The following is a 22572-nucleotide window of genomic DNA, read 5'->3' on the forward strand; positions in this document are numbered from 1 at the left end:
GAGGCGCAGCGGCAATAATATAAGCAGGCCCTCGCTTTAAAAGTCGGTAACTAGTTTTCGCCGACCGACACCAATCAATGAATTAAGTGTGGATACCGTCTTATGGAGCAAAACCCGCAGTCACAGCTTAAACTTCTTGTTACCAAGGGCAAGGAGCAAGGCTATCTGACCTATGCCGAGGTCAATGACCATCTGCCGGAAGATATCGTCGACTCCGACCAGATCGAAGACATCATCCAAATGATCAATGACATGGGCATTCAGGTGATGGAAGAAGCACCGGATGCCGATGATCTCCTGCTGGCTGAAAACTCGAACAACACCGATGAAGATGCGGAAGAAGCTGCCGCGCAGGTGCTGTCCAGCGTAGAATCTGAAATCGGACGTACTACCGATCCGGTGCGCATGTATATGCGTGAAATGGGTACCGTTGAACTGCTGACCCGTGAAGGCGAAATCGACATCGCCAAGCGTATTGAAGACGGCATCAACCAGGTGCAGTGCTCCGTTGCGGAGTACCCGGAAGCCATCACCTATCTGCTTGAGCAGTACGATCGCGTTGAAGCCGAGGAAGCGCGTCTGTCTGACCTGATCACCGGCTTCGTCGATCCAAACGCTGAAGAAGACCTGGCGCCTACTGCTACTAACGTCGGTTCTGAACTCTCTCAGGAAGAGATTGACGACGACGAAGAGAAAGACGAAGAAGACGACGACGATTCCAGCGACGATGACAACAGCATCGACCCTGAACTCGCGCGTGAAAAATTCGGCGAACTGCGCACCCAGTACGAACTGGCGCGTGACACCATCAAGGCCAAGGGACGCACCCACGCTGCATCTCAGGAAGAGATCAAGAAACTGTCTGAAGTCTTCAAACAGTTCCGCCTGGTGCCAAAACAGTTCGATTATCTGGTCAACAGCATGCGTGTCATGATGGAACGCGTTCGTACTCAAGAACGTATCATCATGAAGCTGTGCGTTGAGCAGTGCAAAATGCCGAAGAAAAACTTCATTACACTGTTCACCAGCAATGAAACCAGCGAAACCTGGTTCAACGCTGCGGTAGCAATGAACAAGCCGTGGTCTGAAAAACTGAACGATGTTAAAGATGACGTTCAGCGCGGCCTGCAGAAACTGCAACAAATTGAAGAAGAAACCGGCCTGACCATCGAGCAGGTAAAAGACATCAACCGTCGCATGTCCATCGGTGAAGCGAAAGCCCGCCGTGCGAAGAAAGAGATGGTGGAAGCAAACTTACGTCTGGTTATTTCTATCGCGAAGAAATACACCAACCGTGGTCTGCAGTTCCTCGACCTGATTCAGGAAGGCAACATCGGCCTGATGAAAGCGGTTGATAAGTTCGAATACCGTCGTGGTTACAAGTTCTCCACCTACGCAACCTGGTGGATCCGTCAGGCTATCACCCGCTCCATCGCGGATCAGGCGCGCACCATCCGTATTCCGGTGCATATGATTGAGACTATCAACAAACTCAACCGTATCTCCCGCCAGATGCTGCAGGAAATGGGTCGTGAACCGACGCCGGAAGAACTGGCTGAGCGGATGCTGATGCCGGAAGACAAAATCCGTAAAGTGCTGAAAATTGCCAAAGAACCCATCTCCATGGAAACGCCAATCGGCGACGATGAAGATTCGCATCTGGGTGATTTCATCGAGGATACCACCCTCGAGTTACCGCTGGATTCTGCGACCACTGAAAGCCTGCGTGCCGCAACGCACGACGTGCTGGCGGGTCTCACCGCGCGTGAAGCGAAAGTCCTGCGTATGCGTTTCGGTATCGACATGAATACCGACCACACGCTGGAAGAAGTGGGCAAACAGTTCGACGTTACCCGCGAACGTATCCGTCAGATCGAAGCGAAGGCTCTGCGCAAACTGCGCCACCCAAGCCGCTCTGAAGTGCTGCGTAGCTTCCTGGACGATTAATTCCAGGTAAACGTAAAAAGCTCCCCACGGGGTAACACCGTTCACTTAAGATATTTTGAATGAACGGGATACAGGTTTTTTGATATACGAACGGCCCTTTTTGGGGCCGTTTTTTTTTGCCGCTTCGCCCCGACGGCATTATCTATACCACCATGGGATTGCGCCAGGTGCCTGTCCCACCCAAATTGCTCACCCTTCCCTGTGTACTGGCGAACTGCAAAAGCCTGCATGACCCAGTGGCCAGCCATATTCCTGACGATGAGCAAGGGCAATATGAAGGGGTCAAAGCGCTACTTGCCGCTGGGTATCGCCTCCCATGGTGCCACGGATCCCTATTTCATGGTTACGCCTTCACATCTGAGGTTTTCGACAGATTTATGCTAGCCGGTTCGGTCACCATCGGGGGGGGTGATTTGCGATACTTATCCAGCAGGTGAATCTGTACCTTTCTCAGCATATCGCCGTTCAGTTTGTATAGGCGGAAGTAGAACACCAGCGTCACCAGGAAGAAGACCGCAGGCAACGCAATCATGATGAACTGCATGCCGGTGACAGTGCTAGCGGATTGCGCCACGTTGGGCACGTAACCAATAATCCCCAGCACCAGAGCGATAAAGAACGCCGCAAAGGCCGAGCCCCCTTTCACCACCAGCGTCTGGACCGAATAAGCAATACTTTCACAGCGGACGTTAAGTTTGTACTCACCATAATCTACGGTGTCTGCCACCATAATCACCTGCAACACCCAGAATAATGCGGTCCCGACGTTGAGCAAAATCCCGGCCAGCGAAATCAGCCACACATTGTGATACCCCGCCAAGGCAATCCACAGCAGGACCCCGCCGCCAATGATCGGTAGCACCGAAGCCCCTGCCCACAGCATACGTCGGGACAGCGCTTTAACCAGCCGAGGAAACAGAATCAACGTCAACAAATTTGCCGCCCCGGCATACGACATGTAATACGGGAACAGGCTGGCGTCGCCGAGCACATAGGTGAAGTAATAAATCGCAAAACCGGAAATAATGTTTGAAGCAATGTTGTAAGCCAGCGCCATGCCCAGCAGGCAGGAAAGCTGATCATTTTTATAGATCAACGCCACAATGGCTTTTAACGTCAGCCGGCTACTGTCAGGGGTAGCGTCACTATCTGATGAGTAAACTTCTTTAACATTACGCAACGTGATGATGGTTGAAGCGATAAAAAAGGCGATCAGCACCAGCGTAAACATCTGAAAGCCGAAACCACGGTCATCACCGCCCACGAACTTCACGAACGGCAAGGTAATGCCTGCGGTAATAAACCCCGACAAACTGGCAAAGAAGCGCGGATACGGCACCAGTTGTTCGCGCTCGCGCTTATCTAAGGTGATGGTCGGCACCATTGACCAGAAGGGAATATCCATAATGGTGTACGTCATTCCCCATAATATGTAGGTCACGCAGACGAACACCACCTGCGTCGTCCCTTCAAACAGATGCGCGCTGAACAGCAAAAACAGCACTATCGAGTTGGCAAACGTCCCCACCAGTATCCACGGTTTGAACTTCCCCCACCGCGAACGGGTACTGTTGACTATCCAGCCCATGATCGGATCGTTAATCGCATCCCAGATACGCGCCACCAAAAACAGTGTGCCCACCACCCCTACCGATAACCCCACCACATCGGTGTAGTAATACATCAGGTACATGTAGACGATACCGATAGCGAAGTCTTTGCCAAACGCCCCAAATCCATAACTGAGTTTTGTTGTAATTGATATGCTCATATAGGGTACAGGATCACTGTTACCAGTGCCCTCCTTCTGTCATTTGATACGCCAGGTGCCGGGCTGAATGCCCGGCGTACGGGGTCAAGCGCGATGAAGCCACGCGGGCAACCAATCACCATGTGCCGCTATCAGGTCATCAACCAGGGCATATATTTCTTCGATACCGAGGACGGCTGACGTATGGGGGTCAAGCAGTGTGGCGTGATAAACACGGTCACGATTTTCAGTCAAAATTGCTTCGGTTAGCAACGTCTGAACATTCACGTTAGTTTGCATCAGTGCCGCGAGGTGCGACGGTAACGTGCCGACGCGCGTCGGCTGAATACCGTTGGCATCCACAAGACACGCCACTTCTACACAACATCCCTGCGGCAGGTTATCAATGAGATTGTCGTTGCGTACGTTGCCATAGATAACGCTTGGCTCGCCGGTCCACAGCGCGTTCATAATGGTACTGGCATATTCGCGCGAGGGCTTGATGTCGATCCGATCGGCGGTTTTATACTCCTCCAGCTCTTTGCGCCAGGTGGCCAGTTGTTCAACACAACGTTTCGGATATTCATCCAGGGGCACTTTATAACGCGCAATCAGGTCTTCACGACCCGGCTTAATAAACCAGGGCGTGTATTCCGCGAAATGCTCAGACGATTCGGTGACGAAATAGCCCAGCTTTTTAAACATCTCGTAGCGGACAATATTTTCACACCGCGCGTTACCATGCAGATTCGGTTTCGGCGCTTGCCCGCTCTCATAAGCACGCAGCAGGTCCGGGTAAATGCTGACATAGTCTCCCTGGTCGTTCTTTTTCTCCAGCGAGAGATAAAATGCCATGTGGTTGATACCCGCACTGCGATAACGCAAGGAAGCCGGGTCGATGGACAAATCACGCGCCAGCTCTTCCGCCGTTCCTTGCACCGAATGGCACAACCCGACTTGCTTAATTTGTGGGTAGCGGGCATACATCGCCCAGGTATTCATTGCCATCGGGTTAACGTAGTTCAGCATCGTGGCATCCGGGCAGACTTGCGTCATGTCTTCACATATCTGCCATAAATGCGGAATGGTACGCAGTGCACGCATAATGCCGCCAGGGCCTAACGTATCCGCAATAGTCTGTTCCAGTCCGTGCTTTTTGCAGACTGCAAAGTCAGTCACGGTGCAAGGTTCATAGCCACCAATCTGAAACGCCACCACCACGAAATCCGCACCCTGAAGCGCAGTTTTCTGATCGGTATGACAGGTGATTTTTCCGCAAGCGCCTGCCGAATCCATCAGCTTGCGCACCACAATGTGCGACTCTTCCAGTCGGGTTTCGTCAATATCCATCAGCGCGATATGGGCGGATTTCAGCGCCGGACGATGAAATACATCGCCGAGGATGTTTTTCACAAAAATCGTCGAACCTGCGCCGATAAAGGTTATTTTGGGTGCTGACATTTTCTCTCTCCGTGGCATTAATGAACCCATTCAGAGTGGCACGCCGTTTTTCGCTTCTCCTCCCTCTTCCCTGTAGAGCATTCCTGAAAACTCAGAATGCGACTATCGGGCCTGTAAATCTGAGCTTTCCGGAGTTTTTAGCCAGGAAAGAAGAGAATAGCGGCCTGTGAGGTAACAAGTTCGTCACCTGCTTGCTGAAGTCTTACCCATTTCACAGTCTCATTACTGCCTTTGTGCCAGAATTCTGATAATTCAGGAACCGGAGAGAATGATGCCGATCATCCCAGACCATCTGCCGCCCGACCCGCATATGTGCAGCAGCACCGACAGCAAAACGCGCAGCCCGTTGTCGCTCTACTCCGAATATCAACGTATGGATATTGAGTTGCGCCGGCCACGCCCCATGGAGTCCTGCCACTGGCATGGGCAGGTAGAGGTTAATGTGCCGTTTGATGGCGACGTAGAATATGTAATTAACAATGAAAAGGTACAGATTAAACAAGGGCATATCACGATTTTTTGGGCCTGCACCCCACATCAACTGACGCGCCCTGGTGACTGCCTGAATATGGCGATATTTAATCTGCCGATGCACCTTTTTCTTTCATGGCCGCTGGACCGGCAGCTTGTCAACCACATCACCCACGGGACAGTGCTTAAGTCGCTCACCGCGCAGCAACTCAGCCCCTTCGAAGTCCGGCGTTGGCAACAAGAGATCAACAGCCCAAACGAGCAAATCCGCCAGTTAACCATTGATGAAATTTGCCTGATGCTCAAGCGTTTTAGCCTGTCCGGCTGGCAACCGATTCTGGTGAATAAAACCGCCAGCACTCGCCGCAGCAACAACAATGTGTCGCGCCATGCACAGTTTTATGTCAGCCAGATGCTGGAATTTATTGGGGCGAATTACGACCAGGCACTGACCATCGAAAAGGTGGCAGAACACGCCAAACTTAATCCTAATTATGCGATGGGTATATTTCAGCGCGTGATGCAACTCACCATGAAGCAATACATCACGGCGATGCGGGTAAACCATGTGCGGGCACTGTTAAGTGATACCGACAAGTCGATTCTTGATATCGCGCTGACCGCAGGTTTCCACTCCAGCAGTAGTTTCTATAGCACCTTTAACAAATATGTCGGCATGTCACCACAAAACTATCGCAAGCTCCGCCAGCTAAGCTGCGACAGTTAATCAGGAGACGATATCTGGCATTCAAACACTTCTATCCCGTTGTAATAGGTGAAAACCAGACGAACTGGCGCGGCTCTGTGCAGTGCCCGAACAGTGACGGGTGCTGAGTGCAGCAAAGACGCCTCTTTAGGTTTACTCCTGGAAAAATAGGGAGCCGCTTCTCAGCGCTATACTTAATAGTTCAATGACATTTCAGGAGCTCAGTATGTTTGACAAAACCGAAGATAAACTGAACGAAGCGGCAGGTACGGCACGTGAATTATATGGCAAACACACCAACAGCCCCGACAATGAACTCAAAGGTGCTGCGCGCAAATATGCTTCGCAGGCCAGTTACGCTGTGCGGGACGCTACCGATAACGTACGTGACCAGGTGTCAACTAACCCGATTGCCGGACTTGCGGTAGCCGCTGCCGTCGGTGTGGTATTCGGCTTTTTGCTGGGCCGTAAATAAAACAACGGGCTGTTAAAAGCCCCTGTCCGCAAAGCAAAAAAAGCCCGCACCGGGGTCAATGCCGATCAGTTAAGGATCAGTTGGCCCCTCCTTAAACTGCGGCACTATAACGGCTTCCACTCCAGGGAGCCGCTTTTCTATGCTACTTATCAAGAATTTACTCGACTTCAGCGACCATCCGCTTATGCCGCCTTCTGCCCGGTGGAATATAGAGCTCGGGTTCAGGAACCTGAAAAGCAGTCTGTTGGATAACGCGCGGGTGCTGAGAAGCCGTAAGGTTAAACGGTGAGAGCAGGAGGTATAGGGCATGCTGCTGGCGTATAACCTGATACGACGCGAAGCCACACGGGGAGCTTTTTTATGCCTGCAATTTGTATGATGCTCTCTCCCTGTGAGAGGGCGTCATAGCGCAGAAGACTTACCGTCCTCTCACCACCAGCGCTTGATCCAACTCGCGATACGCCTCAACCAGCTTATCCAGCGTAATTCGGCTTAGACCGCTGGGGTTCGGCAAAATCCACACTTCGGTGTCCCCTACCGTCACCTCTTGCTTGCCCCATTCCGCACCGCGCTGGCTGAACGCCTGTTCAAAAGCCTGCTTACCCAAAATGGCCAACACCCTCGGCTGATAATCCTGCATTTTCGTAATCAGCCCACGCCCGCCCTCACGCAGCTCGTGCAAGCCTATCTCGCTCGCCTGAACCGTTGGCCGGTCTACGAGCTTGGTCACGCCACAGCCGTAATCAAGCATCTGCAGCGCTTCCTCAGGCTTGAGCTGTCTGTCGGTAAACCCAGCCAAATGAAGAACCTTCCAGAAGCGATTGGCAGGATGCGCAAAGGGCATACCCAGATGTGCAGAGGACTTGCCCGGATTGATACCGCAGAACACAACCCGCAGCCCCGGCTGAAGAATATCGCTAACCATGAGATGACTCGCCTAATTTATCATGCGTGAAGTATAAGAGATTGATTAGCCGTTGTTTATAAAAACAGCACTCGTAGCGCATTTACTGGATTGGTACCCGGAGTTCCATTATAATTCCCGCCCACGGCCCCTTAGCTCAGTGGTTAGAGCAGGCGACTCATAATCGCTTGGTCGCTGGTTCAAGTCCAGCAGGGGCCACCAAATTTTAGCTTTAAAATCATATGATTAAGCCACTTAACCACTAGGTGGCTTTTTTATTTCTGCGACCATTGTCCCCTTTTTGTCCCCCTACCCTCCCTGTAAGTACACCCATTTTAGTTCCAGACACTTTTTGCGCCAAAGCGGGGGGCCATTTCCTCCAGAGTGTAAAAATCTTGCACCATATCTTTCCCCTAAATCCATAACAGAGTAGTGAGTGTGCATATTTACACGTAACTTAATAATTCATCAGTACTTTTAGCCAGGACTGGAAATCGCGGGCATCTGATTAATCCACCTAAGGAAACCCAAGTTCCCCTTGGTAAACGACCAACGAATAACAGCCTTGCGGCCCCCCCCTATCCGAACTAGAATCATGACTGAAACAATGAGGCTTTCACGATGACTACAAAAACAGTACATAGCCAGATCACTAAAACTCAAATTTACCGTTCCGTCGCCAGCTCAACCGCGATAGAAACCGGTGTATCTGTGCAAAAAATTGAGCAGCAACTCAAACAAAATCAAGCACAGGCGAAAGCCGTCGGCCTCGCCCGCTAGTCTGGCAAGATGTCGCTCACCAGTTGCATCATAGGGCTGTAGTTGCCTGACACACCTGCCTGTATTGCCTTGAAGTAAAACGCCTTGTGCTCATCCCATAAGCTGTAATCCAATAAGCCCTTCCCCGCCATAACCGACAGCACATCGCAAAGTAGCCGCGACAGACGCCCGTTACCTTCTCTGAATGGGTGGATCAAAATAAATTCCACATGGCATTCAGCCAGATAACTTACCAGCTCCAGACGAGCCAGGGATTTGAGTTCACCAGACCGAGAAAGAAACTGCTTCTCGAAGCCATCAAGCAGCAGCGGAATCCTGTCGGCAGCCGCAAACTGAAAGCCATCCTTAGTGAGGTTAGCGTGACGCAGCCTCCCTGCCCAGTCGTACACATTCCCCAGCCATTGGCGATGCCACCTACTGATGTGCTCAAAAGCCAGCGCCTCAGGCGGCTGGCCCTCAATAAATAGCTGCTCATACATCATCAGCAGCAAGCCAGACTCCAGCGCCTCCATTTCCTGTTCATCAATGATTCCCAGCTTATTAGCCAGCACTAAGTCTCCAGAGCCCGGCTGATACCGCTCTTCCGCTGAACTAAGCTCATATTTTGACAAGCTCTTACCTCCGCCCAAACAAGTTAACAACGTTGTTTTCCTGCTGCCGTTGATAGTTATTAACCCTATCTTCCCAGATCTCAAGCGCCCTGCGCTTTTCAGTCAGATAATCATAGCGGTCATAGTGTTTCGAGCTGACGTCATTTAAAGCGTGATTCTGAATACGGTCACGGATCTCTCTACTGATCCCCGCCTCCCCCATCAGCGTTTTACAGGTGCGACGTAAATCTCTTGCTGTAAAAACTTTAAACTCGGGATTAAAAGCCCGGAAATACATGATGGAGCGTGCCAGACTATCGGTACGCACCGGTCGTTCACCGTTGGTCGAGAGCGGGAAGATATAGGGACTGTTACTTTCCTTAGTCAGTTCTTTCACTGAGGCTAATTCCTGTAGTGCCGATTCAGTCAGCGGGATCAGATGCTCACGCTTGTTTTTCGATACATCAGCTATTACCAGCAACGTCTTTTGTTGCCAATCAATAGCACTCCACTGGCTGGCAATCATTTCAAACGGACGCTGCCCACCAGCATAAACACAGAAGCGGATTAAATGCTGCATCAGCGGCCCAACATTGGTGGCCTCTACGAACTGCCCCATGACAACACGAAACTCTTCCAGCGTTAGCCATGTATCACCCACTTTTTCCGGCGACGACTGTTTCGGTATGGCGAGACCGGGTTAACCTCAAGGCCGAACGTAATACTCACACTGGTATTCATCAGATCGTTATCGGCTTTCAGACCGTAGTTAAATGCCGCCATCAGGTAGGAACGAATTCGATTCGCATGGACCACCGCATCACGCTGGATAATGCCTGAGAGAATGGTTTTGATCTGCAGAGGCGTCACGTCCTTCGCTTTGGTATCACGAGGAATAACCGAGTAGCACTCTCGCTCCATGCGCTTCAATACATCAGCCCAAGTACGCTTGTTGTCGAGCTTCATTTTGTTAACGTAGCCATGTACCAGTTCTTCAAACGATCCTTGAGAACGATGGATCTGCATAATGTGCTGTTCGGCCAGGCGCTGTTGCTCAAGCTCTTGCTGAGGTTCTTTTCCTTCAATAAGCCAGGCACCATACTTTTTCGCCAACTCATTGGCCGTCACCAGTTTCATCTCAGGCCAGATGCCCAACTGGATGAACTTCTCTTTCTTCCCTTTCTCAACGTAATAACGGAAATAAAAAACTTTGCTGCCTGAAGGCTGAACCTTAACGCCAAGCCTGCCAGTACCACGTTGAGCACTGTTGCTCCACACGTAGTGTAAGCACACCTGTTTTAGTTCCAGGCACAATGAAATGCAGAATCCTCAAAGCCTCTCACCTTGACAGGCATCACAACTTTCAAAAAAATCATCACGCGGTCTTTTTTTCTCTTTAAATCATATGGTTAAATCATAGAGCCCAAGGCATTCTACACTTTCATTTATTAGGTGGTTAATTTTAAGGACAAGAATATGCCAACAGTAATTGATAAAGCATTAGACTTCATTAGTGGTATGGACACATCTGTATCGGTACCTCATTCCATGGACGAAAGCACGATCAAGGGAATGTTTAAGTATTTAAATGAGTTAGGCGCACCGGTGAGCCCGGCTGATGTGACCGCCAGAGGTCATCAGGAAGGATGGGATGCAGAATTCACCAAAAAATTAGCTGACTGGGCAGAGAGAATTGCCGTCGGTGAGCGTGTGGTCATTAAAAACCCGGAATACTTTACGGTATACATGCAGGAACAATTGCAGGCGCTAGTGTGAATTAGCCATTGGCTTACCACCCTGCAAATCATTCCGTGTCATTGCAGCGTACAACGGTGATCGCTCAGGCGATCACCTGATTCAAGAATTAAACGGTTCATCACCCGTCGTGAAATTCAAATAGGGCACTGAATGGCTACATGCCGATCCCGCTCAGATACCCGATGCTTAGACCCTGCTTATTAGGCAAAAAAAACAGCGGTTATCCCCATCAACCGCCCACCAGCACTGGCTATATTTTCCCGCCACCGAGCGCTTTATTCAGCACAATATCTTTGCTGACCAGTTGTCCCTGCATTTCGATTTGCTGGATCTGCGCGCTTAGCCACTGGCGCTGGGCTTCGCTGGCCATCGCTTCACTGATAAGCCCTCGCTGATAGCGGGCTTTGGCATTGTTCATACCCGCCGCTGCAGAGCTGACTTTATCATTTTGCAACGTTTGCTCTTCCTGTAAAGACTGAAGCGCTGACCCCGTCACCACCACGTCTTTCACCGCCGTCAACACCGCCTGGTTGTATTGCGAAATTAACATATCACGCTGATGACGGGTCTTATCGAGGTTGGCTTCAAGCTGCCCGCCGGAGAAGATAGGCAAATAAAGGCCTGGAACAATATTGGCCTGCTGGCTTGAGTGATCAAACAGATCATCCAGATGCAGCGCATCGAAACCAAAGAACGCTTTGATATCGAACTTCGGATAGAACGCCGCTTTTGCCGCGTCTATTTGCTTCATCGACGATTGTACGTACCAGTGGGCCGCCTGTAGGTCCGGGCGACGAGCCAACAGCTGATAGTTAAGCGACGACGGTAATTGCGTTTGTGCTACCGGTAACGGCATGGGCGTGATTTCCGCCAGCTCACCGCCGCCAATTAATGCACGCAAAGATTCACGGAACGCCACACGTTGCTGTTTGGCCATCGAGAGCTGTTGTTCGATGGTCAACAGCATGGCTTTCGCCATTTCCGCATCCGAATGTGATTCAAGTCCTCGCGCCGCACGCGCTTCGTGGGAATTAAGCACGAACGTTTCGGACTGTTTTAACGCTTCCAGGCGCTGCATTACCTGGTCAGTGGTTTGAATGCCGTAATAGAGTTGGGCCACGTCAGCGGAGATCTCTAACTCAACCGCTTTCTCTTCAAGCTTGTGCGCATTTTCCACCCCCATCACCGCATCGAGGCGATCGCGATGTTCGCCCCACAAGTCGATGTCGAGCGTTGCGCCTAAACCGACAATCCCTTCGGTGTACCACGGGCCTGTGGTTCCCAGCCGTGGCCTGTCTTCCGCGAACGGGCCGAGGTAACCATTCGAAGAAACATGCGCCTCGTTGATTTGCGCCATCGCATTCACTTTCAGCTGAGTCCCTGACTCAATCAACGCCACGTCAGAACGAGCCTGAGCAACGCGCGCATGCGCCACGGCTATCGACGGAGACTGTTTTAAGGCCCGGTCGATCAGCGCGTTAAGCTGCGGATCGTTGTAGTGTTTCCACCAGGTCGCGTCAGGCCACTGCTGAGAGGTTAATTTGATATCTTTCGGCAGGATGATTTCCTGCTGCGAAATCGGCTTCACGGTTGACGTGTCGTCTTTCATCGGCGCACAGGCCACCAGCAACGCACAGCACAGCAGTGCCAGCGGTTTAACTTTATTGACTCTTTTAAGAGAACGCATGGTTATGCCATTCCAGTTGCAGCCTGCCGGGTACGCAGGCTGAGATTAAGCTGATCGATTTCGTAAAACAGGGTCTGTAAACGCCCTTCATTGACGTTTATCGCCGGAACTGCGTCATCAGACGGCTCGCCCGACGCCGCCAGCGCTGCACAGTTTTGCAATAATTCTGCCGCCTGTTGGCGTTCTGCGGTGAAGTCCACGTCTCCGTGTTCCGCTCTGAGGTGCTCAAACTGATAGATTATCTCACTAAGATGACTCAGCACGTGTTGAGCGGCCAGAATGTCGCTTTCTGACTGACGGTTGTCTGACGACCAGCCCGGCTCCATCGCGACCCTGGCGGCAATCCCCTGGCATCCTGCCAGTGAACGACGCAGGGCAATTTCACTCCCCGCGCTTTCAGTGTGCGTGTTCACCCGTTTGGCCAGGGCATTGATTAAGCCGCTAACGCTACTCCAGAACAGTTTGCCTTCACGCTCAGGCCATAAGAAGAGATGGAAACAGGTTGCTATCAGCACCCCGAGCAAAATCCCGATTATCCTGTCGCGTATTTCCACCAGTTCGAAGGTCGGGCCAAAGCTTTCCAGCAAGGCCAGTGAGAAGGTAAACATCATCTGAATACCCGCATAACTAATTTTCTCTGAACCGGCATAGATCCACGCGCCAAGGCCAATCACCGGTAGCGACATGGCCAACAGCCCCACCACACTGTCGATATGCGGCATGACCAGAATCACCATCAGTAGCGCCGCCAGACTGCCGAGCACCGCGCCAATCACACGCAACAATCCTCGCTGGGCGGTCGATCCCAGGCTCGATTGCGCCACAATAATGCAGCTCAGCATGATGGTATGAATGCCCTGCCAGTCTGCGGCGATATAGATGAGGTAGCAGACATACGTTGAAAGCAGGGTTTTGAATGCGAAAGTACACCAGGTCTGGTTCATTACCAGCCCATTGCTACGGACTCTTTCTTTCGATTCTGCCTCAGACTCAACCGGGACATGTTGATAGTGCGAAAATGCAGTAACCGATTCCATCATCCGCACCAGCGTTCCCGACGTCGCGCCCTGGAAGAGGTCGGTCTCATCGAGCGAAAACGGTTGGTCTTCTGCAATGGCGGCAGAAAATCGTTTGCAGGCTTCGAGCAGTTTCTGCGCCAGCGCAATATCAGCCGCATCGGGGTTAAGGGGCAGTTGTTGCACCATCAGATATAATCCCGACACCGTACTGATTCGCGCCAGATGCCAGGCTTCATCCTGGCGATAGCGCTTATCTCGCATCACCGAAAAGGCCAGCATGTGCTGAAGCATCAGCGTTTTTTCCTGGATAACCGCCGCCGGTAAAGGTTCCGGCAACGTTTCTCCGCGAATGAAGCGCTCTGTGCGTTCGATAATATCAGCTAATTGCGCCCGCAGTGCCCCACGAAGTTGAGCGACCGGTTCCTGAGGCAGAAACAGCAGATTCACAACAAGCGTCAGAATGATGGCGTAATTGATAGCCACCCAAAGCCACAGAATCAGGCGTACCACGCTGTCTGCCTGATCGGTCAGGTCCGCAAATGTTTGGGTATAAAAAATAACCAGACCGCTCAGGAAGAAGATAACGCCATATTTGGTGGCCCGCATCAGATAGACGCAACCGAAAAATAGCCCGCCCGCCATCATCAGGCGCAGCATTGGATATTCCCAGGTCAGCTTTAAGGTCAGAATCGACAGCCCTACCGCCAGCGTCGTCCCGAGAAGAAACAAGGTACCGGTCAGTTTTGACAGCACAATATTCTTTTGCGTGACATAAAAAACGGCTATCAGAGACAGCGCCAGAAAAGGGATCTGTAGGGTCAATGAGATAATCATGACCAGGGTACAGGTTATCAGGCAGCGGAGCATCAGGTTGCCGCGCCCTGGATAAGGTCGCAGCAAACTGGCTAGCTGTTGCAGCCTGTTGGGGGTCGCGGTAATCGTTTGTGAAACCATACGGCCTCCGCTTAGCGAGGTTGCAGCGTTGCTACCGCAGAGGCACCGACGCGGAACAGGTGCGAGTCAGGATTGGTGACCCGAATTTTGACCGGGAAGCGTTGTGAAACATGCACCCAGTTAATGTTCCTTTTCACCGCCGGTAAGCCTGCAATAATGCTGCCGCCATCGTCTGGCAACACGCCGTAGCTAATGGAATCCACCTGGCCGTCAAAGGTTTTTCCGGTGTCGGTCATCAACCAGACACGTGCCGGTGTGCCTTCCTGAATATTCTTCAGCTCGGTTTCACGGAAATTAGCGATGACATACCAGTGCGTGGTGTCAATCAGGGTAAATACCGGTTTTCCTGCCGAGACGAATTCACCAATACTGGTTTTCAGGGATGCTACGCGCCCGGTAAATGGCGCACGCACTTCGGTATGTGCCAGATTCAGTTTGGCGATATCAATCTGCGCTTCGATTTCTGCGCGTTGCGCCACCAGCGCATCGACACCACTGACTGCGGCTTCGGCCTGTTTTGCCTGTAATTGCAGACTTTGCAGACGGGATTGCGCGCTGGCATTCGCCGCACGCGCCTGGTCAACTTCTTCTGCCGAAGCAAAGCCTTGAGAAAGCAGCGGTGCAAGACGGCGTAAGGTATCAGCGGCTTTTTTCGCCTCGGCCTGTGCGCTAGCAATAGAGGCTTTTGCCGATCCAGCGCTGAATTTCTGGGCATTCACTGAGCGCTGGGTCAGTTCAATCTGGCGATTCAGTCCTGCGAGTTTCGCCTGTGCCTGCTTCAACGCGGCTTCGTAAGTGGCGGGATCAATCCGGAACAGGAGAGCATCTTTTTGCACCAGTTGGTTATCACGCACCGGTTGTTCAAGGATCCGCCCGCTCACTTCTGGTGACACGGTAATGGTGTCTGCCCAGGCATAGGCATCATCGGTTCGGGGCCGCGCATCAATGCGCCAGACCACCAGAGCGAGTACAATCAGTGCCGCAACCGTCAGCACAATTAACGTTGTTTTTTGCTTATTTTTAAACATGTTGATGGCCTGTCGGTTAACTAAAAATAAATAACCAAATAATCATTGAAAGAATTGCCGCAATTAATAACCATCCAGCAATATTTAATTTGAAGCGCGCGTGCAACTTATCGCCCATCAGGCTAAAAATAAGCCCGGTGAGTATCGAGCCGCCAGCGATGCAATAAAGCCAATCAGGAAAAGCAGCCCCCAAAAAAGGCAATGACGGAGAAAGTGAACATCCCGACAGGGAAAGTATTGCAGGCAGCAGTACCAGCAGTGTATGCAATCTTATTCTCATGATGGCAGATGACCATTGAATGTAAAAAGCGGAAGATGACCGACCAGAGCGCGGCATCAGATATAAGCAGTGGATACCCTGATTATATCATCCAAAATCATAATTACACTGAGGACTATTAGCTTGCTAACTGCTTTACTGCTTTTTTTTTGTCCAAAAGTAAATTATGTTTAATGATGAATCAGTCACGCAGATGACAGAACAGAAATGAAGACCTGCTTTCAGGCAGGTCTTTTTATTTACCTGTGCTTCACCATCCAGCCCACCATAAACGCAGCCGCATTCCCCAACTGCTGGTCAATCCGGTCGTGATACTTTTCACCTCACCTTTTTCGATAAACAGCAGCGTGGGCGTCACCTGTACTTGCCAGTCGCGGGCCAGTTTACCCTCCGGATCATTGATGGTCGGTAATGCATAGTGCTTTCGCGCCAACCACTGACTAAGCGTAGCAGCATCACCAGAACGCAGCGCGACAGATATCACGTTGGCGCCCTCTTCGGCCAAATTAACCACCGAAGGCGTGGTGTAGCGACATACGCCACACCACGTCGCCCAAACGTACACCAGCAGCGGGCGGTCCTGGCTCATTTCAGCCAGAGAAACGGGCTTGCCGTTCAGGGTCTGCAACGGCGTGCTGACAAACGTCGAGGGCAGCGTGGGCTGGCGAAACTGATCCATCACCAGCATCACCGCCGCCGCAATCAGCAGCAGTACCACACCTTCACGCAGCCAGCGTTTGAGCTTAGCTCGCATCGGCTTTCGCCAGTTCTTGTTTCACCAGCGCCTCCAGTTCGTCGTAAGGAATGGCACCCGCTACCATCGTTTTCCCCACCAGCGTCGCCGGCGTGCCCTGCACGCCCAGCACCTGCGAGAGGATCAAGTTCATTTGCAGCGTCTCGCCGCTTTGTCCGTCAGCGTTGATGTTCGCGGTCCCGGTTTTTTGCTGCGCCGCCAGAATAGATGCCTCATCGTGATAGCCTTTCTTCGACATCAACCGCTGATGCAGCGCCCAGAACTGCTGCGGCTGCTGACGCCACGCGGTGAGCGCGATGCGGGCGGAATTAGCTGAGCTTTCACTGCGAAACGGCAGCAGTTTTACCACCAACTTCACATCCGGATATTTATGGACGATTTTCTCCAGCTCCGGGTCGAACTGTTTGCAGTACGGGCAGTTGTAATCAGTGAATGACACCAGCGTCAGACGCGGTTTTTCCGCGCCCATTGATGGCGTATTCGGGTCGTTCCAGAGCACGTTTTCCAGATCGGGTTCAGCGGCAAAGCTGAGAGTCGAGAAACAAAACAACAGGATAAAAGTCAAAATGCGCATGGTTATTTTCCTTTAGCCTCGGACAGGGTTTGCAGCACGTCATCACGGCTCAGTAGCGGCGACATCACGCGCCCCTGCTCCAGTCCGGGTCCATAAATCTGATTGAAAGGCACGGCCACGCTGTGGCGAGTGCGAAGAAACTGGCTGATGGTGTCCGACGGGCGGCTCCAGTCGCCGCGCAGCGCCACCACATCCGGTGCAGTGAGCGCGTCCTGGATATCATCCCGCAGCAGTACGTTGTATTTATTGGCTTTGCAGGTCACGCACCAGTCGGCGGTAACATCGACAAACACGCGTTTGTTGTCTGCCCGCGCGGCGGCGATCGCCTGTTCACTCAGCGGCTGCCAGTCGATTCTGTCCGCGACAATGCCCTTGTCACCGGCATGCCACAGCGGGAACGCAATGGCGATAACCAGCGTCGTCGCCAGCGTGCGGATGCCCGCCACGCGCCATCCCCAGCGCCACCCCGTCGCGAGCAGCAGAATGCAGGCGAGTCCGGCAAACAACGCGAGCGTCAGCGTCTGCCCGATATGCACCGTCAGCAGGCTGGCAAGCCACAGCGACGAGCCGAGCATCATCAACCCGAGAAGGGTTCTGACCACGTTCATCCAGCGGCCCGGACGCGGCATGTGCTGTGCCAGACCCGGCCAGGCGGCAATCAGCAGCCACGGCAGGCTCATGCCGATGCCCATCGCCAGGAACAAGCCCCATAACAACGGCAGCGGCGCGACCAACGCCACCGACACCGCAGTGCCGAGAAACGGCGCAGTACACGGCGTCGCCAGCAGCGTGGCAAACGCGCCCTGCCAGAAATGACCGGCCAGGCCGTTGCCACCGCGCGTCGCAAGGAAGGTTGATAAACCGGAGGAGAGCCTGATTTCAAACAGGCCAAGCAGGCTGGCGCTGAACAGCACCATCACCCATGCCATCGTCGCAATAAACCACGGGTTCTGGAACTGAATGCCCCAACCCAGCGCCTGATTGCTAAGGCGCAGCACGGTCATCATCAGCGCCAGGGCAAGGAACGAGGTCACAATCCCAAGCACCGAGGCCATAAACTGCTGGCGCACACGACGTCGGTCGGTGGATTGCGTTTGAACCAGCGTCCCGAGCTTCATCGCCAGCACCGGCAGCACGCACGGCATCACGTTGAGAATCAGCCCGCCCGCCAGCGCCATCAGCAGCACCCATCCCAAAGAAAGCGTCGATTCACTGGCGGGAGACTCGCCTACGGTGACGCGACTTTCCTGCGCCTGACCGCTGTCGGCCAGCACTAGCGAAATCGCTTTCCCACGTATATCCGGCGCGGTTTCGCCCCAACCGTCACTGACCGGCAGCGTGGCGGTGAGCGTTTGCCCGTCAATTTTATAGGTTGGTTTACCGAAATCGGTGTCGGCCAGGGTGTCGATGAACAGTTCCGGCTTCTGCCAGCCTGCATCGCGAATGGCGGTGACGGTCAGTTTTTCGGCGCGATAACCGGCATCCAGCTGCGACGTCAGGCCATCTTTGAGCGGAAGCGTGCCCATTGCACGGGTGAAATCGTAGCTGAAGTTCGCCCCGGCTGGCGTGGTCAAATCCAGCGTAAACGGGTAGTCGGTCAGAATGCAGACGTTGCTGCAGGTCGACAGGGTCAGCACGCCTGACAATTTTTCAGGCAGCTTTCCGTGCAGCGTTATCGGGAACGTGACGTTACCGTGATAGCCCTGAGTGGAAATTCCGGCCACCTCAAAACGCTGAGGTACCGGCCAGCGCCAGTCGATCTCCAGCGGAGTCTGCCATTTTATCGCCGGTGCAATCCCGCCTTCTCCTGGCGAGCGCCAGTAGGTTTTCCAGCCTTTTTCGAGGCCTACATCCAGCAACACCTGGGTGTCACCGCTCTGCTGAGCCTCGGCCCGCAGCCTGACGCTGGCATGATCGTTATCGGCGGCGTGTAGCCAGCCCGTATCGGCGGCATGGCTAACGGGCAGCCATAGCCAAAACAGGCAGAGCATAAGCTGCCTGAAAATAATTCGCATAAATTTTCTCCATAAGCAATTGATTAACCTGTAAAAAAAAGGCAATCAATCACTCACGGAAGACGCATAATCTCAGATGCACCCGTAGCCGGGGAGGAGAAATGACCCGTGGCGGCCATCGGCGCTCCGGGCGTTGTGGTACGGCGGCCAGCACGGCCATCAGCAACGTGATGGCAAATATCACGCATTCAAACATCACTGGCGGCGTCGCAAACAGGGATTTCGCGCTTAGCTCGCACGGCGTCACCGGCGCGTCGCTGTCCTGCTGTTGTTGAACGGATTGCTGGGCAACCGGAGAGGCGTTGATCATCAGCGCGTGCAGCCCCGCCATGCGCTGCGCGGTGCAGATAAGCACCACCAGACATGCCAGAGCGACAAGAAGGAAAGCTTTACGCTGACGTGAGATCATAAACGCCTCAATGAAATTCGAGGCTTATCTTAACGGCAGAATACGCGGAGTGCTGTAAAGAAGTGTCTTGAAGGGGGCAAGCCGTCATTTCCCCCTCACCCCAACCCTCTCCCTCTGGGAGAGGGAGAAAAGCGCGAGCTCCGGTTGTGTCCCCGCTTGAAATCGCCGGGCCGCAGGCAGATGGCTGAAAGACCGGCAGTGCGAAGCACCGATTTCTGTTGCGGGGCCACGTGGCTGGCGCAAGCGCCCGAGCAATTAATTATTAACCGGGATCACCGCACCTTTATATTTGGTATGGATCCAATCCTGAATCGCTTTGGAATGCAGCACGTTCACCAGCGCCACGATATCCTTTTTCTTTTCGTCGCCGCGATGGACGGTAATGATGTTGGCGTACGGGTTGTTCTCGCCGCTCTCGATTGCAATCGGGTCATGTACCGGGTCGAGGCCCGCGTCGATCGCGTAATTCGCGTTGATCACCACCGCCGCGCCTTCGTCGTTGTTGTACATCTGCGGCAGCAGAGACGCTTCAACGTTTGGCAGGAACTTCAGTTTTTTCGGGTTCTCGACGATATCACTGATGCGCGCGGTCACTTTATCAATCCCAGGCTTCAGCTTAATCACACCTTCTTTCTCAAAGATTGAGAGGATACGGCCTTCTTCAGACACCGCATCACGCATGATGATTTTGCCGCCTTCCGGCAGGTCTTTCAGCGACTTGTATTTTTTGGAGTAAACACCAATTGGCTCGATGTGAATCGCACCTGCGCTGACGAAATCATAGTCTTTGTCGCCCGCATGGTCTTTCAGCACGCTGTTCAGATACGGAATGTGCTGGAAATAGTTAGCGTCGATTTCACGCCCAGCCAGCGCGGTGTTCGGCAGGATGTAGTCCTGGAAACGTTTGATTTCCAGATCGATGCCTTCTTTCGCCAGGATCGGTTTAGCCTGCTCCAGAATTTCAGCGTGCGGCACGTTAGATGCGCCCACGGTCAGGGTGTCGGCCCAGGAAGCAAAGCTCAGGGCGCTCAGGGTTGCGGCGGCAATCAGTGTCAGTGTTTTATTCATGATGTGTGGTCCCAAAGAATTATCGTTTATCTAAAAGTGAAGTCACCACGTCGCCGCAGAACTGAATGATGAAGACGATGATCAAAATGGTCACCGTCGCCACCAGCGTGACGTCGTTATGGTTACGCTGGAATCCTTCCAGATACGCCAGATTGCCTAAGCCACCTGCGCCAATCACGCCCGCCATCGCGCTGTAGCTCACCAGCGCAATCAGGGTGACGGTAATGCCCGAGACCAGCGCCGGAGAAGACTCCGGCAGCAGGACGCGAAAAATCAGCGTCGACAGGCGCGCGCCCATCGAACGCGTGGCCTCAATGACCCCTTTGTCCACCTCACGCAGGGCCATTTCCACCAGTCGTGCATAAAACGGAGCCGCGCCAACAATCAGGGCGGGCAGTGCCGCATCCGCGCCGAGGATCGTGCCGACAATCGTCTTGGTGAACGGGATCAGCAGCACAATCAGGATGATGAACGGGATCGAACGAAAGACGTTCACCAGCACTGAAATCACGCTGTACACCGCGCGGTTATGGAACAAGCCACCTTTGGCGGTCAAAAACAGCGCCAGACCGAGCACAATGCCGAGTACAAACGTCGCCACGCCGGACAGCGCGGTCATGTACAGCGTTTCCTGCGTCGCAGCCCACAGTGAATCCAGGTCCAGATGCGGGAACCATTGTGCAGTCAGATTGAGTTCAGCCATGTTTAATCACCTCGCTGTCGATGTCGCTGCGTTGCAAATCCGCGAGGATGTTGTTCAGCTGTTCTTCTGTGGCCACCACGTGCAGCCAAAGTTGGCCAAATACGCCGTGCGCCGTTTGCGTCATCTTGCCGTGCAAAATGTTGAATGGCAGGCCGTAGCGCAGCGTCAGTTCGCCGACAATCGGCTGATGGGTGCTGTGCCCGGTAAACGTCAACTTAATAACGCTGCCCTGTAAATCGTTCGCCAGTTCCGGGTTGAACGCCTCGTCTTCGGCATACTGGCTAACCTGACGCACAAACTGCTGGGTAATCGGCTTCTGCGGATGGGTGAAGACGCGGATCACCTCGCCTTCTTCCACCACGCGACCGTTTTCCATCACCGCCACCCGGTCGCAAATCTTGCGCACCACGTGCATCTCATGCGTGATGAGCACGATGGTCAGGCCGAAGCGACGGTTAATGTCGAGCAGCAAATCCAGTATCTGGTCGGTGGTTTGCGGGTCAAGCGCCGAGGTGGCCTCATCGCACAGCAGAACGTCCGGACTGTTCGCCAGCGCACGTGCAATGCCGACGCGTTGTTTCTGGCCGCCAGAAAGCTGCGACGGATACGCGTTTTCGCGCCCCTGCAACCCCACCAAATCAATCAGCTCCGCCACTCGATTTTTGATCTGTGCTTTCGGCGCGCCAGCAATTTGCATCGAAAAAGCAATGTTCTCGCTGACGGTGCGCGACCACAGCAGATTGAAATGCTGAAACACCATGCTGATTTTCAACCGTGCACGACGCAGGGTTTCACCCTTCGCGGCCGAGATATCCTGACCGTTAATCAGCACGTTGCCGGAAGTCGGTTTTTCGAGTCCGTTCAGCAAACGAATCAGGGTACTTTTCCCTGCGCCGCTGTAACCGATAATGCCGTAAATCTGCCCCTGCTCGACCGTCAGGCTAACGTCGTCGACGGCGGCGATGGGCGCTTTACCGTTATCAAAAATTTTTCGGATCTGGTTTAGTACAATCATTATATTTAGATGTATAGAGCTATGGACGTCTAGACGTTAGCATCACTGGTACTGATAACTCAACAACAAAATTCTCATATGGTTATGCCGCAATGCGATAACGCCCCTATTTGCGATTTATCGCTGGTAGTTGCGGTTAAGTTTTTAGATTGCTTTGAATCGTTAACATCATGAAATAACGAGACTTATAATCACGCTTAACCGCTGACAGTCGCCAGGCCGCA

At 53.0% G+C, this 22572-nt stretch carries 20 protein-coding genes, 1 tRNA gene and 2 pseudogenes; 7 read left to right on the forward strand and 16 right to left on the reverse strand.

The window, feature by feature from the left end; translation table 11 throughout:
• The first annotated feature begins 102 nt into the window (after positions 1-102).
• The gene (rpoD, locus tag MUU46_RS06580) at positions 103-1947 is read left to right on the forward strand and encodes an RNA polymerase sigma factor RpoD (protein ID WP_159759988.1); all 1845 of its coding nucleotides are present in this window, start codon (positions 103-105) and stop codon (positions 1945-1947) included.
• A 125-nt stretch (positions 1948-2072) separates the two neighbouring features.
• A pseudogene (locus MUU46_RS06585) lies at positions 2073-2270 on the forward strand (LacI family DNA-binding transcriptional regulator); the annotation flags it as partial.
• A gap of 20 nt (positions 2271-2290) precedes the next feature.
• On the opposite strand, the gene melB reads toward MUU46_RS06585, so the two are convergent.
• A complete protein-coding gene (gene melB, locus MUU46_RS06590) occupies positions 2291-3718 on the reverse strand; it encodes a melibiose:sodium transporter MelB (RefSeq protein ID WP_258965132.1) in 1428 nt (475 codons plus the stop codon).
• An 84-nt stretch (positions 3719-3802) separates the two neighbouring features.
• On the reverse strand, positions 3803-5158 hold the full coding sequence (locus tag MUU46_RS06595) for an alpha-glucosidase/alpha-galactosidase (RefSeq protein WP_159759992.1): 1356 nt from the start codon (positions 5156-5158) through the stop codon (positions 3803-3805).
• Positions 5159-5426: 268 nt separating this feature from the next.
• Here MUU46_RS06595 and melR point away from each other — a divergent pair, with 268 nt between their 5' ends.
• Entirely contained in the window at positions 5427-6356 is a 930-nt protein-coding gene (melR, locus tag MUU46_RS06600; RefSeq protein WP_258965133.1) for a transcriptional regulator MelR, read from the forward strand.
• Positions 6357-6561: 205 nt separating this feature from the next.
• A complete protein-coding gene (locus MUU46_RS06605; protein ID WP_159759996.1) occupies positions 6562-6810 on the forward strand; it encodes a DUF883 family protein in 249 nt (82 codons plus the stop codon).
• Positions 6811-7228: 418 nt separating this feature from the next.
• On the opposite strand, the gene mug is transcribed toward MUU46_RS06605, so the two are convergent.
• On the reverse strand, positions 7229-7735 hold the full coding sequence (mug, locus tag MUU46_RS06610) for a G/U mismatch-specific DNA glycosylase (protein ID WP_258965134.1): 507 nt from the start codon (positions 7733-7735) through the stop codon (positions 7229-7231).
• A gap of 125 nt (positions 7736-7860) precedes the next feature.
• Between mug and MUU46_RS06615 the strand changes: the two genes are divergently transcribed.
• Positions 7861-7936, forward strand: a tRNA-Ile gene (locus MUU46_RS06615).
• A gap of 399 nt (positions 7937-8335) precedes the next feature.
• A complete protein-coding gene (locus MUU46_RS06620; protein ID WP_198642432.1) occupies positions 8336-8494 on the forward strand; it encodes a hypothetical protein in 159 nt (52 codons plus the stop codon).
• On the opposite strand, the gene MUU46_RS06625 is transcribed toward MUU46_RS06620, so the two are convergent.
• Together MUU46_RS06625 and MUU46_RS06630 are read right to left on the reverse strand one after the other, a co-directional pair.
• Positions 8491-9105, reverse strand: a complete 615-nt coding sequence (locus MUU46_RS06625; protein WP_258965135.1) for a Fic/DOC family protein — start codon at positions 9103-9105, stop codon at positions 8491-8493. The genes MUU46_RS06620 and MUU46_RS06625 overlap by 4 nt on opposite strands.
• A 4-nt stretch (positions 9106-9109) precedes the next feature.
• Positions 9110-10404 (reverse strand): annotated as a pseudogene (locus MUU46_RS06630) (tyrosine-type recombinase/integrase).
• A 156-nt stretch (positions 10405-10560) separates the two neighbouring features.
• Here MUU46_RS06630 and MUU46_RS06635 point away from each other — a divergent pair.
• Complete coding sequence (locus MUU46_RS06635) at positions 10561-10860, forward strand: DUF1889 family protein (RefSeq protein ID WP_258965136.1); 300 nt, start codon at positions 10561-10563, stop codon at positions 10858-10860.
• A 232-nt stretch (positions 10861-11092) separates the two neighbouring features.
• On the opposite strand, the gene MUU46_RS06640 is transcribed toward MUU46_RS06635, so the two are convergent.
• The 11 genes from MUU46_RS06640 to MUU46_RS06690 form a co-directional block, all read right to left on the reverse strand.
• Positions 11093-12529, reverse strand: a complete 1437-nt coding sequence (locus MUU46_RS06640; RefSeq protein ID WP_258965137.1) for an efflux transporter outer membrane subunit — start codon at positions 12527-12529, stop codon at positions 11093-11095.
• 2 nt (positions 12530-12531) lie between these two features.
• On the reverse strand, positions 12532-14502 hold the full coding sequence (locus MUU46_RS06645) for an FUSC family protein (protein WP_258965138.1): 1971 nt from the start codon (positions 14500-14502) through the stop codon (positions 12532-12534).
• A gap of 11 nt (positions 14503-14513) precedes the next feature.
• Positions 14514-15530, reverse strand: coding sequence for a multidrug transporter subunit MdtN (gene mdtN, locus MUU46_RS06650; RefSeq protein ID WP_258965139.1), 1017 nt, complete (start codon positions 15528-15530; stop codon positions 14514-14516).
• Between the two features lie 16 nt (positions 15531-15546).
• Complete coding sequence (locus tag MUU46_RS06655; RefSeq protein WP_185153773.1) at positions 15547-15798, reverse strand: YtcA family lipoprotein; 252 nt, start codon at positions 15796-15798, stop codon at positions 15547-15549.
• Positions 15799-16060: 262 nt separating this feature from the next.
• Positions 16061-16564, reverse strand: coding sequence for a protein disulfide oxidoreductase (locus MUU46_RS06660; protein ID WP_159760010.1), 504 nt, complete (start codon positions 16562-16564; stop codon positions 16061-16063).
• Positions 16554-17138 (reverse strand): DsbA family protein, encoded by a 585-nt coding sequence (locus MUU46_RS06665; RefSeq protein ID WP_258965140.1) that lies wholly within the window; start codon positions 17136-17138, stop codon positions 16554-16556. The genes MUU46_RS06660 and MUU46_RS06665 overlap by 11 nt, the downstream gene beginning before the upstream one ends.
• A 2-nt stretch (positions 17139-17140) precedes the next feature.
• The gene (locus MUU46_RS06670; RefSeq protein ID WP_258965141.1) at positions 17141-19153 is read right to left on the reverse strand and encodes a protein-disulfide reductase DsbD family protein; all 2013 of its coding nucleotides are present in this window, start codon (positions 19151-19153) and stop codon (positions 17141-17143) included.
• A gap of 49 nt (positions 19154-19202) precedes the next feature.
• The gene (locus tag MUU46_RS06675; protein WP_159760016.1) at positions 19203-19562 is read right to left on the reverse strand and encodes a copper resistance protein; all 360 of its coding nucleotides are present in this window, start codon (positions 19560-19562) and stop codon (positions 19203-19205) included.
• 255 nt (positions 19563-19817) lie between these two features.
• The gene (locus MUU46_RS06680) at positions 19818-20630 is read right to left on the reverse strand and encodes a MetQ/NlpA family ABC transporter substrate-binding protein (protein ID WP_258965142.1); all 813 of its coding nucleotides are present in this window, start codon (positions 20628-20630) and stop codon (positions 19818-19820) included.
• Positions 20631-20649: 19 nt separating this feature from the next.
• On the reverse strand, positions 20650-21333 hold the full coding sequence (locus MUU46_RS06685; protein WP_374684482.1) for a methionine ABC transporter permease: 684 nt from the start codon (positions 21331-21333) through the stop codon (positions 20650-20652).
• The gene (locus MUU46_RS06690; RefSeq protein ID WP_258965143.1) at positions 21326-22348 is read right to left on the reverse strand and encodes a methionine ABC transporter ATP-binding protein; all 1023 of its coding nucleotides are present in this window, start codon (positions 22346-22348) and stop codon (positions 21326-21328) included. The genes MUU46_RS06685 and MUU46_RS06690 overlap by 8 nt, the downstream gene beginning before the upstream one ends.
• Positions 22349-22572 lie beyond the last annotated feature (224 nt).

Origin of the sequence: Scandinavium tedordense (assembly GCF_024764965.1) — a bacterium.
In the GTDB taxonomy this organism is placed as follows: Bacteria; Pseudomonadota; Gammaproteobacteria; order Enterobacterales; family Enterobacteriaceae; genus Scandinavium; species Scandinavium tedordense.